Source organism: Enterobacter sp. C3_dUdeg (assembly GCF_057536195.1).
The window spans coordinates 1,425,918-1,439,754 of sequence record NZ_BAAKFX010000001.1 but is presented as its reverse complement, the minus strand read 5'-3'; the positions used below and the strand labels follow the sequence as shown (position 1 = coordinate 1,439,754).

At 52.9% G+C, this 13,837-nt stretch carries 16 protein-coding genes; 8 read left to right on the top strand and 8 right to left on the bottom strand.

Annotated features, from left to right (window positions below):
* Nucleotides 1-289 precede the first annotated feature (289 nt).
* Nucleotides 290-1,789 (bottom strand): EAL domain-containing protein, encoded by a 1,500-nt coding sequence (locus tag AC27FC_RS06825; protein ID WP_033145235.1) that lies wholly within the window; start codon nt 1,787-1,789, stop codon nt 290-292.
* A 235-nt stretch (nt 1,790-2,024) separates the two neighbouring features.
* Between AC27FC_RS06825 and AC27FC_RS06820 the strand changes: the two genes are divergently transcribed.
* From AC27FC_RS06820 to AC27FC_RS06810, 3 genes are all read left to right on the top strand, one after another.
* A complete protein-coding gene (locus AC27FC_RS06820) occupies nt 2,025-3,545 on the top strand; it encodes an EAL domain-containing protein (RefSeq protein WP_487159856.1) in 1,521 nt (506 codons plus the stop codon).
* A 113-nt stretch (nt 3,546-3,658) separates the two neighbouring features.
* Nucleotides 3,659-5,143 carry a sensor domain-containing diguanylate cyclase gene (locus AC27FC_RS06815; RefSeq protein WP_370642431.1) on the top strand — a complete coding sequence of 495 codons (1,485 nt, stop codon included), beginning with the start codon at nt 3,659-3,661 and terminating at the stop codon, nt 5,141-5,143.
* A 286-nt stretch (nt 5,144-5,429) separates the two neighbouring features.
* Entirely contained in the window at nt 5,430-5,678 is a 249-nt protein-coding gene (locus AC27FC_RS06810) for a GlsB/YeaQ/YmgE family stress response membrane protein (RefSeq protein WP_006174788.1), read from the top strand.
* A 130-nt stretch (nt 5,679-5,808) separates the two neighbouring features.
* On the opposite strand, the gene AC27FC_RS06805 is transcribed toward AC27FC_RS06810, so the two are convergent.
* Together AC27FC_RS06805 and AC27FC_RS06800 are read right to left on the bottom strand one after the other, a co-directional pair.
* On the bottom strand, nt 5,809-5,907 hold the full coding sequence (locus tag AC27FC_RS06805) for a YoaK family small membrane protein (protein WP_029739841.1): 99 nt from the start codon (nt 5,905-5,907) through the stop codon (nt 5,809-5,811).
* 45 nt (nt 5,908-5,952) lie between these two features.
* Entirely contained in the window at nt 5,953-6,981 is a 1,029-nt protein-coding gene (locus AC27FC_RS06800) for a sensor domain-containing diguanylate cyclase (RefSeq protein ID WP_196354805.1), read from the bottom strand.
* Nucleotides 6,982-7,291: 310 nt separating this feature from the next.
* Here AC27FC_RS06800 and AC27FC_RS06795 point away from each other — a divergent pair, with 310 nt between their 5' ends.
* Nucleotides 7,292-7,546, top strand: a complete 255-nt coding sequence (locus tag AC27FC_RS06795) for a putative hemolysin (protein WP_023311246.1) — start codon at nt 7,292-7,294, stop codon at nt 7,544-7,546.
* 80 nt (nt 7,547-7,626) lie between these two features.
* Nucleotides 7,627-7,932: a nuclear transport factor 2 family protein gene (locus tag AC27FC_RS06790; protein WP_087822386.1), complete on the top strand. Its 306-nt coding sequence runs from the start codon at nt 7,627-7,629 to the stop codon at nt 7,930-7,932.
* On the opposite strand, the gene AC27FC_RS06785 is transcribed toward AC27FC_RS06790, so the two are convergent.
* Nucleotides 7,933-8,277 carry a DUF488 domain-containing protein gene (locus tag AC27FC_RS06785; RefSeq protein WP_058840809.1) on the bottom strand — a complete coding sequence of 115 codons (345 nt, stop codon included), beginning with the start codon at nt 8,275-8,277 and terminating at the stop codon, nt 7,933-7,935. It lies immediately after the preceding gene.
* A 101-nt stretch (nt 8,278-8,378) separates the two neighbouring features.
* Between AC27FC_RS06785 and AC27FC_RS06780 the strand changes: the two genes are divergently transcribed.
* Nucleotides 8,379-9,086, top strand: coding sequence for a CTP synthase C-terminal region-related (seleno)protein (locus AC27FC_RS06780; RefSeq protein WP_048975694.1), 708 nt, complete (start codon nt 8,379-8,381; stop codon nt 9,084-9,086).
* A gap of 32 nt (nt 9,087-9,118) precedes the next feature.
* On the opposite strand, the gene AC27FC_RS06775 is transcribed toward AC27FC_RS06780, so the two are convergent.
* Nucleotides 9,119-10,306 (bottom strand): CynX/NimT family MFS transporter, encoded by a 1,188-nt coding sequence (locus AC27FC_RS06775; protein WP_196354577.1) that lies wholly within the window; start codon nt 10,304-10,306, stop codon nt 9,119-9,121.
* Between the two features lie 99 nt (nt 10,307-10,405).
* On the opposite strand from AC27FC_RS06775, the gene AC27FC_RS06770 reads away from it, so the two are divergent.
* Nucleotides 10,406-11,197 (top strand): AraC family transcriptional regulator, encoded by a 792-nt coding sequence (locus AC27FC_RS06770; protein ID WP_143347215.1) that lies wholly within the window; start codon nt 10,406-10,408, stop codon nt 11,195-11,197.
* Here the strand turns inward: AC27FC_RS06770 and AC27FC_RS06765 are convergent.
* Nucleotides 11,181-11,627, bottom strand: a complete 447-nt coding sequence (locus AC27FC_RS06765; RefSeq protein ID WP_024908579.1) for a DUF441 domain-containing protein — start codon at nt 11,625-11,627, stop codon at nt 11,181-11,183. The two genes, AC27FC_RS06770 and AC27FC_RS06765, sit on opposite strands and share 17 nt — an antisense overlap.
* Nucleotides 11,628-11,772: 145 nt before the next feature.
* Between AC27FC_RS06765 and yoaI the strand changes: the two genes are divergently transcribed.
* A complete protein-coding gene (gene yoaI, locus AC27FC_RS06760; protein WP_087822389.1) occupies nt 11,773-11,877 on the top strand; it encodes a small membrane protein YoaI in 105 nt (34 codons plus the stop codon).
* 21 nt (nt 11,878-11,898) lie between these two features.
* Here the strand turns inward: yoaI and AC27FC_RS06755 are convergent, their stop codons facing one another.
* Nucleotides 11,899-12,399 (bottom strand): YbaK/prolyl-tRNA synthetase associated domain-containing protein, encoded by a 501-nt coding sequence (locus tag AC27FC_RS06755; RefSeq protein ID WP_023335328.1) that lies wholly within the window; start codon nt 12,397-12,399, stop codon nt 11,899-11,901.
* Between the two features lie 99 nt (nt 12,400-12,498).
* Nucleotides 12,499-13,782 carry a YeaH/YhbH family protein gene (locus AC27FC_RS06750; protein WP_032651499.1) on the bottom strand — a complete coding sequence of 428 codons (1,284 nt, stop codon included), beginning with the start codon at nt 13,780-13,782 and terminating at the stop codon, nt 12,499-12,501.
* Nucleotides 13,783-13,837: the final 55 nt, after the last annotated feature.

Genomic DNA, 13,837 nt, shown 5'->3' with positions numbered 1-13,837 from the left:
CTGCTTCAAAAACCGTTATGCTGATGCTTGGCGATACAGCTCAGCATCACGCTATCGGACCACATGCATTTTTTCCGCAGAATATGCGACGCGGGGGCGTCGATAAACAGCGCGAAAATAACGGTCAGACAAAAGAGTACCACTGGGAATAGTAAGGATAATTTCACGTTTTTAACCAAAATAAGAGTGTGCTTCAGGGTAATCTACCGTCTGAATGTGACGACTATATGTTTTTGCGTAAAAAATAGAAATGCCCGACTGGAAAAAAACGGACGCGCAAGGCTTCGGGTTACGGTGCGACCCCGGTGAGTCGCTTCGCCAGCTCGCTCCGGGTGAGTGCTTTTGAAAAATACCATCCCTGAATCAGCGCATCGGGATATCTGCTTGCAATAAAGCGATATTGAATTTCATTTTCCACGCCCTCGAAAACAAGCGTTTTATTCAATCTTGCAAGGGCATCGCAGAAGATTGCAAAGATGTTTTGCTTATAATGCTCGCTGATGCCGTCCACCAGCGACTTATCAATTTTGATTTCATCATATTCAAGCAGCGAAAGGCGGGCGAGGTTCGAGTTCTGCACGCCAAAATCATCTATTGATATTTTAACGCCGAGCGATTTCAGCTCCTGACAGAATCCCTCGAGGATATCTGCCGTGGAAACGGCTTTCTCAGAAAGTTCGACCTTCATCAGGGAAAGGGGAAGGTGATTGGCAAAACACGCACGACGCAAAATGGTAATGAACTGTCCATCTTCAATTTCCTTGTGCCCAACGTTTATTGAGACTATCAGCTGGTGTTTTATCGCCAGAGGGGCAATTTCGGAAAGGGATTTTTCGATAATATTACTGTAATATTTTTTATACAGACCGATCTTCTTAATTAATGGGATAAACAGCTCCGGAGAGACGTCCCCGTGTTTTTGGTCGCGCCATCTCGACAGAACTTCTACACCCACGATTTTTTGATCGTGAATGCGAATAATAGGCTGATAGTTAACGCTTATGGTATTCGTGAGGACGGCTTTTATCAGCGTACGTTCCAGAGAAAAACGGTCCTCATAGATACGGAAGATAAATAACGTTATCGCAATCCAGATAAAACAGAGAATGACCGCGAGAAGCGCAAAGATAAACGGAGGTAACGAGGCCAGCCCGGCGTCGTGATGCTTCACGATGACGCACAGGTCCCAGAAGGCGCTGCACTGTGTCAGGGTCAGGGTAAACAACGTCGAATGCAGCCAGCTCTGCTGATTTAGCTCCGTGGCGGCCGAAAAAAAGACTCTGCCGAAGTCTTTGGTGGTAGCACTGAGCGAATAGCTTGCGGTGACCGGGGTGAATTTATCGTAAGCATAGCGGGAGGTGAAGATAATAATATTATTATAAATTGCCGCATTACCCGTGAAAAAGTCTTTTCTCGAAAACTGGGCCAGGAGAAAGCCCCTCGGCGTTTTATGCAGTTCTGCAGGAAGTGCAACGGGCGTCGCGAGTTTCCCCCAAAAAGCGGTACAGACTATTTTTCCCTTCTCAATAAAGCCGATATCGGCAAAATAAAGATTATTAAGCTTAATTTGTCTGTAGCGATCGAGGCTGGTTTTATCGCATCCCTGCGTCGTGATGCTTTTGAGACCCAGCGCCACGCTTTGGGACACGTCTTCTGAATAATGTAAAAGGGTACGGGATATTTCACGCTGTTTGCTCTTCTGCTGACCAATGATTACAGCATTGACCGCATAAAGAGACAGGAAGACCAGAAGCGATGAAACAATAGCAACGGCAATGAGCTTTTTCATTTTCCAGTTATCCAGTCCGCTCCCTGATTTCACAAATCTTAACACAGCCAGGGCAAGGAACAAGCCTGATAGTCACGTCATGTGAGTAAATGCCGGCAGGTGAACTCATACGAAAGTATCAGTTTTTTAAGACAATTCTCAGCTAAGCTATTTTCATTGTTATAAGCAATACCGGGTTAGCACAGGCTCTTCTACCAGAACATCCATGCTTGTTTTTTCTATTAAGGAAAACATCGTGCGCAACGTGATGATCCCTATTCTTAGCGCTCTGTTTCTTTTTCTGAGCGGCATTTTGATTATTAACTGGCAGCTATGGCAGATGGCGAAGCTGAGTAATAGTCATACCGCCACGGCCAGCACCCAAAAAATAGAAAACATTCTGGCTGAAGCAGTCAGTGCGGCCAGCACGGCAAAGCACGTTGCGGCTCAAGGGTGTACCAGTAGCGGACAGCTGGCGCTGGGGACAGAGGCAGCGCTAAAACCGCATCTGCGCGCCATCATGATCGAGCTGCAGGGGAAAATCATCTGTACTTCCCTTCCCGGGAATGGCGTGTTGATTATTCATCCTGAGACGTTACCTGCCGAAAAATTGATGCTGTTACCCGGCAATCGACTGGTGAACGGCATTCCGGTGCTTATCTTCCAGATGCCCATCGCGGGAGGGCGCGTCATTGTCAGCATCAGTGACGCGCATTTGCAGGACGTCATTGCAAGCGCATCGAACAGCGTGGATCTGGGGCTGGTTGTCGGCGAAAGCATGCTTGTTCGCAACGGCGATGTGAGGGGCTGGAAAGCGGCCTCCTGGACGGGGTCGCTTAAGGCATCAACGCAATTTCCCTTTAGCCTTGCCTGGCAACCTCCTGCCTTTTTCAGCCTGACGCGGCTTTTGCAACAGGGATGGAGCCTGATACTGCTTATTCTCGCGCTATCGGTGGCGGTGGGTATTTTGATCCGCCGATACAAGGGGAAAAGTACCTCATTTGAAGACGATTTGCGTAAAGCGATTTTGCAGGGGGAGATCGAGCCTTATTACCAGCCGATCGTGAACGGCGATACCGGCGGGCTGTACGGCGTTGAGGTCCTGGCAAGATGGAAGCATCCAAAGTCAGGCTTTATCCCGCCGGATGTCTTTATTCCTATTGCTGAACGTAGCGGGTTGATTATTCCGCTGACCAAAGGATTGATGGCGAAAGTGGTGACCCAGCTTAAGCCGCTTTTGCCTAAGCTACCGGACGGGTTTCATATCGGGGTGAACATCAGCGCCAGGCATATTAATGCGCCTTCATTTATCGGTGACTGTCGCGTTTTCGGGAAGGGGTTTCAGGGTAAAGAGGTCGAACTGGTTCTCGAGGTGACCGAGCGTGAACCGCTGGTCGATAATCCTCACCTCGTGGAGAACCTTAACATGCTGCATAACGCCGGCTTTGTTATTGCCCTGGATGATTTTGGTACGGGTTATTCCGGGCTGTCATGCCTTAATGCGCTGGCCATTGATTATATTAAAATTGATAAAAGCTTTGTGAACCGGGTTTCAGAGGAAAAAGACTCAACGATCCTGCTGGACTGCGTCATTGACCTGGCGAAAAAACTCTCATTGCGCATTGTCGCTGAAGGCGTAGAAACAAAAGAGCAACTGGAGTATCTCAACCGTAATGAGATAACCCTGTTACAGGGATATTATTTTGGTAAGCCCGTCTCCTATATCGATTTTATTAAAGTCATTTTATCTAAACCCAGGGAGACTGTTAGTTTGTAAAACGAAATAAAGACGAGCTTCTGTTGTATGCTTAAGTGCAATTCATTTTCCTCTTATCCCGAGCTTTGTTACAGTGACAAGAGTTGTCAGCCAGGGATGTCAGGCGTGATAAGGTGGAAAAGCTCGTGCATGTGAAAAATACTTTTTACACAACAACCATTACCGTCATCATTGTCTCATTGATCATCTCGCTGTCGCTTGCCGTCCAAATTGCCACGTCCAGACAGCAGTCAATTCAGCAAATTAATACCAGCGTTGCTAACCTGAGCCATACCCTTGATGTCTACACCGAGGGGATCATGCGCCAAAGCGAAATGTTAATTACTACCGTTTCCGACATAATCGAAATTTATGGCATGACGCCGCAACAGGCGACCAATATTCAGCGGATGATAAATAATCAGGATAATCTTCTTACCCAGATTAATAATGTGGTTGTTTACGACGCTCAGGGCGATATCTTTACCGCGTTGCACGAAACTTTTACAGGCCCACGCAAAGGATCGGACAGGTCATTTTTTATCTATCACAAGGAAAATAAAAATCAGCAGATTTTTATTGGTGAGCCCGTGGTCAGCAGAACCAATGGCAAATGGGTCATTACCATTAGTCGTCGCCTTGAAACCCACACCGGGGCATTTAACGGTGTCGTGGTGGTGACGCTGGGTATCGAGAATTTTCTCGCGCTTTACGGGCAGATTAATATTGGTCACCTGGGCGTCATTGGCTTAACGACACAATCCGGCGTGCTGCTGGTCCGTCACCCCTTTAAAAATACCTACGTCGGCACGATTTTTTCTGATTCACCCCTCTTCAGGAAATACCTAAAGGTACAAAATACCGGGATAGCCAGTTCCGTCTCGCGGTTTGATAAAATCGAACGCATTTACGCCTATGAGAAAAACCGACGCTACGGGCTGGTGACCACCGTGGCCGTCAGCATTGATGAAGCCCTCGCACCGTGGCGCAAGCAGGCCATTCAGCTGGCGCTGCTCATTTTCGTTTTCACTGCGATACTTATCGTCGCGTCATACTTCCTGTATTCCGACTTATCCAGAAAAACCAGAGATAATAAGGCGCTGAAGATTATCGCTTCCGAGGATGCGTTGACCGGGCTGTATAACCGTCGCATTTTTGATGAAAGAATCCTCTCGGAAATCGCGACTTGTGCCGCGCATGACGCAGCAATTTCGATACTGATTGTGGACGTGGACTACTTCAAAAAATACAACGATAACTACGGCCATCCGGAAGGGGACCGGTGTCTGACGCTGCTGGGAAACAGTCTCAGGGAGAGCCTTACCCGTGATAATCAGATTGTAGCGCGCTACGGCGGAGAGGAGTTTGCGCTGATATTGCCTGATACGGATATCCAGGAGGCGCTTCGACTGGCGCAGACGATCATTCGCAACGTGTTCTCCCTGCAAATCGCGCATGATTTTAGCCCCTTCGGGCGGGTGACGGTAAGCGTCGGGATTTCCACCGCGCGTGCGGTCGACATCGCGGGCAGCCAGCAGAATATCATTATTGCCGCTGACCAGGCACTCTACCAGGCAAAACGCGCAGGACGTAACCGGTACGCGTTTGTTGGGGTATGAACAGAAAAAAAAAGCCCACTCAGGAGTGGGCAAGAAATACTGGAAGCAATGTGAGCAATGTCGTACTAAATACCTGAGTGTTACGCTCAACTATTCAGTGTTGAGAAAGATAATCTTTCTCAACAAAAGATGCAACCCCACAGTTTATGCGGCAGGCTCTTTTTGTTGGTGAATAATTGCGCACTCTCTCATTGTGATGCCTATCACAAATTTCCTTTCTGAAATCCTGTGCTATTCTTTTTTGTGTCGTTGATTTAATGACAAAAACCATACAGAGAGGAAAGTTATGGGAATTTTATCCTGGATTATCTTTGGGCTTATTGCGGGTATTCTGGCGAAGTGGATCATGCCGGGCAAAGATGGCGGTGGGTTTATCGTCACCGTAATACTGGGTATTATCGGCGCGGTAGTCGGCGGCTGGATCAGTACGCTGTTCGGTTTTGGCAAAGTCGATGGCTTTAACTTCGGCAGCTTTGCCGTCGCGGTCATCGGTGCGCTGGTTGTTCTGTTTATCTACAGAAAAATCAAAAGCTAAGGCTTACAAGCGTGAAAAAAGGCTGCCAGATGGCGGCCTTTTTACGTAGTGGCGTTTACCACCAGCCAAGCTGCGTGCCGGCAAACGCCGCGATGGCAACGATCAGCATAACGAGGGTCGTTTTTCTCATTTATGCCCCAGGCGCCGCGTAACCACCGACAAAAAACCATGCTAAAAAAATCACCGCCGTTATAAAAATAACGACCGGGAAGAGGATCCCTATTCTCATATCATCACCTGTTTCGGTTTTTGTAACGCCGTAGAGTGTACGGGGTTAATCCATAGTGAGAAAGCGTGTTTTGCTTTTTCCTTTCTTATCCTGATACATCGCGATATCCGCGTCGCGTAATGCGCCGTCCGGATCGGTTACCCGAGGGTCCACTTCGATAACGCCGACGCTGGCTCCGGGGTAAATGAGGTTGACGCTACCCAGCCAGTATTCACCGGCAATACAGGCGCTGAGGCGCGTTTTGAGCAGCGTGACCTGCGCGTTATCTCCTTCGCTGTGGGATGTGCTCAACGACGCCACCAGAAACTCATCGCCGCCCAGCCTGCCAATGATATCGTCCTGCTGTTTTTCTTCCGTCAGACGCTTGCCCACTTCAATCAGGAACTGGTCGCCAGCCTCGTGGCCGTAGCGATCGTTAATCAGCTTGAAATCATCCAGATCGATGAACGCGATGACGGTGTTACGTTTAAGGTGACGCGCCAGGGAAAACAGCGTGGTCAGATCTTCAAAAATGGCGCGACGGTTGGGTAAACCGGTAAGGGCATCCGTGTAAGAGTGCGCGATGAGGGCCGCGTTGGCTTCGCGAAGCTGGGTTACCAGCGACTCTTTCTGAATGGACTGGGCAATCAGACCGGCGAATAACTTCAGGACCTGTTCACCGCGCTCGCTAAGCGGCTTTCTGGCCGTGCTGGTGGCACAAAGCGTTCCGTAGAGTGAACCATCCGCAAGATGGACAGGAATACTCATGTAGGTCGTAATGCCGAGCGCTTTCGCCGCCTCGCACTCCGGCCAGCGTTCGGGAACGTCGTTGCTGAATACGGTGTCGCTATCCAGCGCGCGCTTGCACAGTGTTTCATCCCATGGGACGCTCAGCCCCTCAGGAATTGTCATCTGCTTGCTGTTGCGGGCGTAGAGGATATGCTGCAGTCGGGCTTCGATATCTACCTTGGTGAGGTAAGTCGACTCCATGTCAGTCACAATCTCCAGCATCTCCAGCAGCTGGCGAACGAGACCTTCAAGGGATTGTTCAGTGGCGAGGGTTTCTGAAACACGGGCAAGGATAATATCCGACATGACGTAGAATGACTCCCAGGCAGAAGACGTCTGCATCTGCATGTTATGCTGAATTTTTAGACTTCAGGCATAGTAAAACATGAATATAAAAAATTTAATATATGCAGGGAGAGGGCAGCAGCAGAGAAAAAAAGGCCCCGTTGTTGAGACCGGGGCAAAGACATCTTGATTACGGAATGATGTTCTCTGGTCATATCGAGAACATGCCACACTATAGTGTTGAAAAGTGCAGTTAAAATGGAGAAATCATGGAGAAAGGGGCGATGACCCGTTAACCTTAGACTGTCATGATGTCACAAGGATCAATGAGATGAGATTTCTGCTTCTGGCGCTGGCGCTTCCCCTGGCTGCCTGCACCGCGAAAACAACCCCACCCGATGCCCCGAAACCACCGCACGCTATCGGTATGGCGAACCCGGCCTCCGTGTACTGCCTGGAGAAAGGTGGGGAACAGATCCCGGTTCAAAGCCCGCAGGGCGTACGCACGGAGTGCAAACTACCGGGGGGCGAAGTGATTGATGAATGGACGCTCTACCGTCGCGATCGTCCGCAACCCACCAGGTGACAGACGTATATTGCCTGCGATACACTTCTCTTTAGGATTATTCTTAGCCAGTCCCTGGCTATCGTTACCGTGAGAGAAGTATGTTTCAGCTTAAACCGGGCAGCATGGCGATGATCATCGGTGCCCGCACGGCGTCAGGCCGTCGCAATATTGGTAAATCTGTTGAGCTGTTTGGCCTGTGTCAGCCCGGCCTGCGTTTCGTTAACCCGGTCAACGGCGTGATGACGCAATTACCCTCTACCGCCGATCGCGCGCTTTGGCTGGTGACAGGTGATGTTTACGCCTTTGACAATCAGCACGGCTTTGCCTTTGTCCGCGCCGAACATCTGATGCCGCTCACCCCCGATGAAGCGCCGCAAATGCTTGACGAGCTGGCGATCGGCTGATCAGAGATGGCGCAGCCAGTCGGCTAATACCAGGGCGTGATTTTGCTTCGTGTCTTTGGCAGCAAAGAGCAGGGTGACGGTCTGCCTGTTCGCCAGCGTCGCCAGACGCATTCCCTCGTCAGCATGCTGCGCCAGCTCTTCCCGATAGGCTTTGCTGAAGGCAGCGAAATCAATGGTTTCGCTATGAAAGGCCTTGCGTAATTCATTCGAGGGCGTGAGCACTTTGCACCATTCATCATAGGCGAGGTCCGTTTTTTTAACCCCGCGCGGCCACAGCTTGTCCACCAGCACTCGATAGCCGTCGTCCGGACCAGCCTGCTCGTATACGCGTTTGCATTGAATCATAATTCCACCCTCCCAATTTAAGGTATTGTGATAATTGCAGAAGATCGGTAGTCTGAGGTTCCTTATGTTATCTGATAATACTCTGGCATAAGGAACCTTTCATGGAACACCTCCCGGTTAAAACGACGCTGCGCATTGCGCTGGTTGGCGATTACAATCCCAGTGTTATTGCGCATCAGGCGATCCCGCTGGCGATTGACGACGCCGCCGCAGTCCTTGACCTCACCGCCGATTACGACTGGCTTGCCACCACGGAGCTGACAAGCCCTGAAGATCTGGTGGGCTACGATGCCATCTGGCTGGTGCCTGCCAGCCCCTATAAAAACACCGAGGCGGCCTTTATCGCCGCGCGCTACGCCCGTGAAAACGGCGTACCGTTCCTGGGCACCTGCGGCGGATTCCAGCACGCGCTGATTGAGTATGCCCGCAATGTGTTGGGCTGGGCCGATGCGGCACATGCCGAGACGGATACCGAAGGCACCATGGTGATTGCGCCGCTGACCTGCTCGCTGGTGGAAAAAACCGATGCCATTGAGCTGCGCAAAAATACGCTGATCGCGAAAGCCTACGGCAAGCCGGAAATAGAAGAGGGTTATCACTGTAACTATGGTGTGTCGCCGGCGTTTTCCCAGGCGCTGGAAAGCGGTGATATGCATGTTACGGGCTGGGACGAACAGGGGGAAATTCGCGCCGCAGAACTGGTTACGCACCCGTTCTTCGTGATCACCTTATTCCAGCATGAGCGTGCCGCGCTGGAAGGCCGTCCGGTCGTGCTGGTGCAGGCGATGCTGCGCGCGGCGCGCGGGTAGGAAAAGGCAGACCCGATGGTCTGCCACAACATTTAACGGGGCGCGATCTCGCGGTCTCGCCCGGCAAGCACGCCGCAGAGCGCCATTATCACGGCGGCCAGAGCGCAGCCCAGAAGCGGGATTTGCCAGTCTCCCGCGCTATCGTGAATTTTCCCCATCAGCGGAGGGCCGCAGGCGGCGAGCAGATAGCCAATCGACTGCGCCATGCCGGACAGAGCCGCAGCCTGGTGCGCGGAGCTGGCGCGCAGACCGATGAACGTCAGGCCGAGGATCATCGTTGCTCCGGAGCCAAAGCCAAACACCAGCGTCCACATCACCGCCATGTCAGGCATAAACCATAGCCCTGCCGCGCTTACCGCGCACATCAGCGCCACCGCGCCGGCGATACCCCGCTGGTCTTTCAGACGGTGGAGGATCAGCGGAACGGCAAGCCCCGGCACGGCCGTGGCCAGCTGCAACAGTCCGTGCACCGAGCCGGCCTGCGCTTCGCTGTAGCCGTGGCTGAGCAATATCGCCGGCAGCCAGCCGATGATGACGTAGTAAATCAGCGAGTTAATCCCCAAAAAGAGCGTTACCTGCCAGGCGAGGGCCGAGCGCCAGATGGCGCGGTTATGCAGCGCGCCAGCGCCCGTTACCGTCGCAACGTGTTTCTGACGCCACTGCGGCAGCCAGAGCAGCAGCGCGACCAGCGGAAATGCCATCAGCATCAGCAGCGCGCCATGCCAGCCTGCGCTACCCTGCGCCAGGGGAACAATCATCGCTGAGCCAAGCGCCGCCGAGACGCCCATCGTCAGGGAATAGGCCCCGGTGAGTCGGGCTACCTGGCCCGGGAAGTCACGCTTAATTAATCCGGGTAACAGCACGTTCCCGAGCGCAATCCCGCAGCCGATGACCGCGGTTCCGATGAAAAGCAGTGCGGCGTAAGGCAGCGAGCGAAGTGCAATTCCGGCGCAAATCAGCAGCAGGGCGACAAACAGGCTGCGCTCCATGCCGATACGTCGGGCAACGCCTGCGGCAAGCGGTGAGACAAGGGCGAAAGCCAGCAGGGGCAGGGTGGTCAGCAGACCGGTTTGCGCCGTGCTTAAGCCATAATCAAGACGAATAGTGTCGAGCAGCGGGGCTGCGCCGGTAAAGGTGACGCGAAGCGTAGTGGCAATCATCAGGATGCCTGCAATCAACAGCGCGCCGTGTTTTCCTGAGGTGCGAATAGCAGTAGTCATTATGTTCTCATACGTTCAAGCGAGCGCACACAATACCGATTTTCCTGGCGGTTTAAATCAGGCTAAAATGACAGTTTATCGCTAAAATCGGACAAACTGATGATTGGTCTGGGACTGGACGGCTATGATCCCGATAGCCAGCACGACGCGGCCGTCGCATTTCGCATCCGCGTGGTGGCGGAGGAACAGTATATTCCCCGGCATCATCACCGTAAGGGGCAGCTGATTCTGGCCCTCGGCGGCGCGATCACCTGCGAAGTGGAAAATGCCATGCTGATGGTTCCGCCCCAGTACGCCGTCTGGATCCCCGGCCAGATGCTGCACAGCAACAGGGCCACCCCGGGCGCGCAGCTCTGCTTTTTGTTCATTGAACCGGGGGCGGCAAGCTTGCCCGACCGCTGCTGCACCCTGAAAATCTCCCCTCTGGTGCGGGAGCTGATTTTATCCCTGGCGGAAAAATCGCGTGAACAACTCTCTCTTGCGGCCACGTCGCGCCTGGTGGACGTTCTGTTTGACGAGCTGCCGCTCCAGCGTCAGGAGCATCTGCAGCTGCCCGTCTCGCCCCATCCTAAAATTCGGCTGATGAGCGAGAAAATGGCGGAAGAGCCCGCCGCCTGGCAGACGCTGACGCAGTGGGCGAGCCACTTTGCCATGAGCGAACGCAACCTGGCGCGGCTGGTAGTGAAAGAGACCGGTTTAAGCTTTCGCCGCTGGCGTCACCAGCTGCAGCTGATCGTGGCGTTACAGCATTTGATCGGTGGGAAATCGGTACAGCAGGTGGCACAGACACTCGGCTACGACTCTACCACCGCGTTTATCACCATGTTCAGAAAGGGACTGGGCCAGACGCCGGCGCGTTATATGGCCAGCCTGACTACGACTTCCCAATAAACAGAGAGACAAGGCCTGCCGCAATCAGCGGCCCCACCGGAACGCCGCGAAAGAGCGCCACGCCCAGCACGGTGCCCACCAGCAGGCCCGCCACCAGAGAGGGCTGGCTGCTCATCAGCGTAACGCCGCGCCCGCCCAGCCACGAAACAAAAATCCCCACCGCGATCGCCACCAGCGATTTCCAGTTTACAAACGAGTGCAGCAGGGTTGAAGCGGGAAGCGTGCCGCTGGCGATGGGCGCCATTACCCCGATGGTTAAAATGATGATCCCGATGGTGAGGCCCTGTTTTTCTATCCACGGGAAGAAGGTATTTAACGGGGTCACGCGAACAATAATCAGCACCAGAATCGAGATGGCGACCGTGGTGTTATGGCTGACAAAGCCGAGCGCGGCGAGTGCCAGAAGAATGAGCAGAGTAGGGTCAAACATAGGGAATCCTTGCCAAAATAATCAACTTGCTTACTTTACGCGCAAACGCGGCGGAGGACAGTTTTAAAAAGATTTTATTGCTGTCATAACCTTGTCATTTACGCGGATTAAAACGAAGGCAGATATCGCAAAAGGGGTCGCCATCATGAACGATCACATGTTTGTTGAAACGCTGATTATCTCCTCATCGTTTTTCGCTATTGCCATTATTCTCGTCGCCTCCGTGCTATTTCTGGAAAGAAAAGGCTGACAGGGGCGTCAGCCATCGCGGTTACGCTTTGTGGAAGGTCACCAGCTCAGGACGGGCGATGCGCAGGTAATCCTGGGTATCCATAATCACGGATTTCTCCAGTAAACCGGCGTTAAAGGCGATTTCGTCAAAGCGCTCGAACAGCAGCGGGTCGGCAACCAGTGCCAAATCAGGATGGAAGCTAAAGGGCGGGATAGCGCCGAAAACGCAGGCGGTCAGGGTATCGACCTCAGCCGGGCTGGCGAGGGAGGCCTTCAGCCCGCCAAAATGGCTGGCAAGCTGGCTCAGGTCGGCCTGCAGATCGGCGGCGAGGATCGCCAGAACGTGTTTTTTTACGCCGTTTCCCTTCACCTTGCAGACCAGGGCTTTTGCGCCTTGCCGCAGATCGGTCCCGCGAATTTCACTTACCGCTTCGCATTTCCCAACCGCCTCGTGCTCCATGACGCGAAAACGCGCGCCTTGCTCGGTAAGTAAGGTAATGAGCTGCTGGTGGGTTCCTGTTCCAATAACGTCGTCAGTCATAACGATTTTCCCGGTGATAATCCAGTATGCAGCTTTCTACATTAGCACGGGATGAACGGGGTCGAAAGAAAACAGCCAGCGCGTTAGCTGGCTGTTGGATTATGCGTTGCTGGTAGCAGATTGTTTATGGAACAGCTCCCTGAACACCGGATAAATATCATCCTGGTCACGGATATGCTGCATGGCAAAATTATCGAACATTGCTTGCAGATGTTCATACTCCCGCCACAGGGTCTGGTGCGCGCGACGGGTAATTTCGATATAGCTGTAGTAACGCACCACCGGCAGAATTTTCTTCGCCAGAATCTCGTGACACAGCGGTGAGTCGTCGGCCCAGTTGTCGCCATCGGACGCCTGCGCGGCATAAATGTTCCACTGCGCCGGGTCGTAACGCTCTTTCACCACTTCATCCATCAGCTTCAGGGCGCTTGATACGATGGTCCCGCCGGTCTCCTGCGAGTAGAAGAACTCATGTTCATCCACCTCTTTCGCCTGAGTGTGGTGACGAATATAAACCACCTCCACGTTCTTATAGGTTCTGCTCAGGAACAGATAGAGCAGAATATAAAAACGCTTCGCCATATCCTTCGTGGCCTGGTCCATCGAGCCGGAAACGTCCATCAGACAGAACATCACCGCCTGGCTGGAGGGCTCAGGGCGTTTTTCGTAATTCTTGTAGCGCAGGTCGAAGGTGTCTATAAACGGTACCCGTTCGATCTTCGCTCTTAGTTCCGCAATCTCTTTACGCAGACGCTCCTCTTCCAGCAGTTGCGCCGGTTCCGTGTTTTCCACGACCTTCAGGCTGCTCTCCAGCTCGCGCAGTTCGCGCCGTTTGCCCGCCGTCATGGCCGTTCGTCGCGCCAGCGAATTCTGCAACGAACGCACGACGCTGATATTGGCGGGCACGCCGTTGGCGGTATAGCCCGCGCGATGGGTTTTGTATTCATTAAGCTGACGATGCTGATTCTTTTTCAGATTCGGCAGCGCCAGGTCTTCAAACAGCAGGTCGAGATATTCGTCTTTCGAAATCTGGAAGACAAATTCGTCCTGACCTTCACCGTCCTGGCTGGCCTGTCCCTGACCGCTTCCTGAACCACCGCCGCCGCCCTGAGGACGCTCAATTCTGTCGTTCTGAACGAAGTGGTCATTACCTGGGTGTACGCGATGGCGCAGGCCGCCTCGCCCCTGATGAAACATCGGTTCGCTGATGTCATCGGTGGGGATGGAGACAGACTCGCCGCTGTCGACGTCGGTCACCGAGCGTTTGTTGATGGCCTCGGAGATAGACTGTTTAATTTGCGCTTTATAACGACGCAAGAAGCGCTGGCGGTTCACCGTGCTCTTGTTTTTGCCGTTAAGACGCCGGTCAATAAACCAGGTCATATACCCCCCGTACTGCATTTGCCAACTTGCATTTTGTAGGCCCGGTCAGCGCTAA

Bases quoted from the DNA above. Each gene is read 5' to 3' on its own strand.
- AC27FC_RS06825 (WP_033145235.1), bottom strand. From the start codon at position 1,789: ATGAAAAAGCTCATTGCCGTTGCTATTGTTTCATCGCTTCTGGTCTTC.
- AC27FC_RS06810 (WP_006174788.1), top strand. From the start codon at position 5,430: ATGGGAATTTTATCCTGGATTATCTTTGGGCTTATTGCGGGTATTCTG.
- AC27FC_RS06805 (WP_029739841.1), bottom strand. From the start codon at position 5,907: ATGAGAATAGGGATCCTCTTCCCGGTCGTTATTTTTATAACGGCGGTG.
- AC27FC_RS06800 (WP_196354805.1), bottom strand. From the start codon at position 6,981: ATGTCGGATATTATCCTTGCCCGTGTTTCAGAAACCCTCGCCACTGAA.
- AC27FC_RS06795 (WP_023311246.1), top strand. From the start codon at position 7,292: ATGAGATTTCTGCTTCTGGCGCTGGCGCTTCCCCTGGCTGCCTGCACC.
- AC27FC_RS06790 (WP_087822386.1), top strand. From the start codon at position 7,627: ATGTTTCAGCTTAAACCGGGCAGCATGGCGATGATCATCGGTGCCCGC.
- AC27FC_RS06785 (WP_058840809.1), bottom strand. From the start codon at position 8,277: ATGATTCAATGCAAACGCGTATACGAGCAGGCTGGTCCGGACGACGGC.
- AC27FC_RS06780 (WP_048975694.1), top strand. From the start codon at position 8,379: ATGGAACACCTCCCGGTTAAAACGACGCTGCGCATTGCGCTGGTTGGC.
- AC27FC_RS06775 (WP_196354577.1), bottom strand. From the start codon at position 10,306: ATGACTACTGCTATTCGCACCTCAGGAAAACACGGCGCGCTGTTGATT.
- AC27FC_RS06770 (WP_143347215.1), top strand. From the start codon at position 10,406: ATGATTGGTCTGGGACTGGACGGCTATGATCCCGATAGCCAGCACGAC.
- AC27FC_RS06765 (WP_024908579.1), bottom strand. From the start codon at position 11,627: ATGTTTGACCCTACTCTGCTCATTCTTCTGGCACTCGCCGCGCTCGGC.
- yoaI (WP_087822389.1), top strand. From the start codon at position 11,773: ATGAACGATCACATGTTTGTTGAAACGCTGATTATCTCCTCATCGTTT.
- AC27FC_RS06755 (WP_023335328.1), bottom strand. From the start codon at position 12,399: ATGACTGACGACGTTATTGGAACAGGAACCCACCAGCAGCTCATTACC.
- AC27FC_RS06750 (WP_032651499.1), bottom strand. From the start codon at position 13,782: ATGACCTGGTTTATTGACCGGCGTCTTAACGGCAAAAACAAGAGCACG.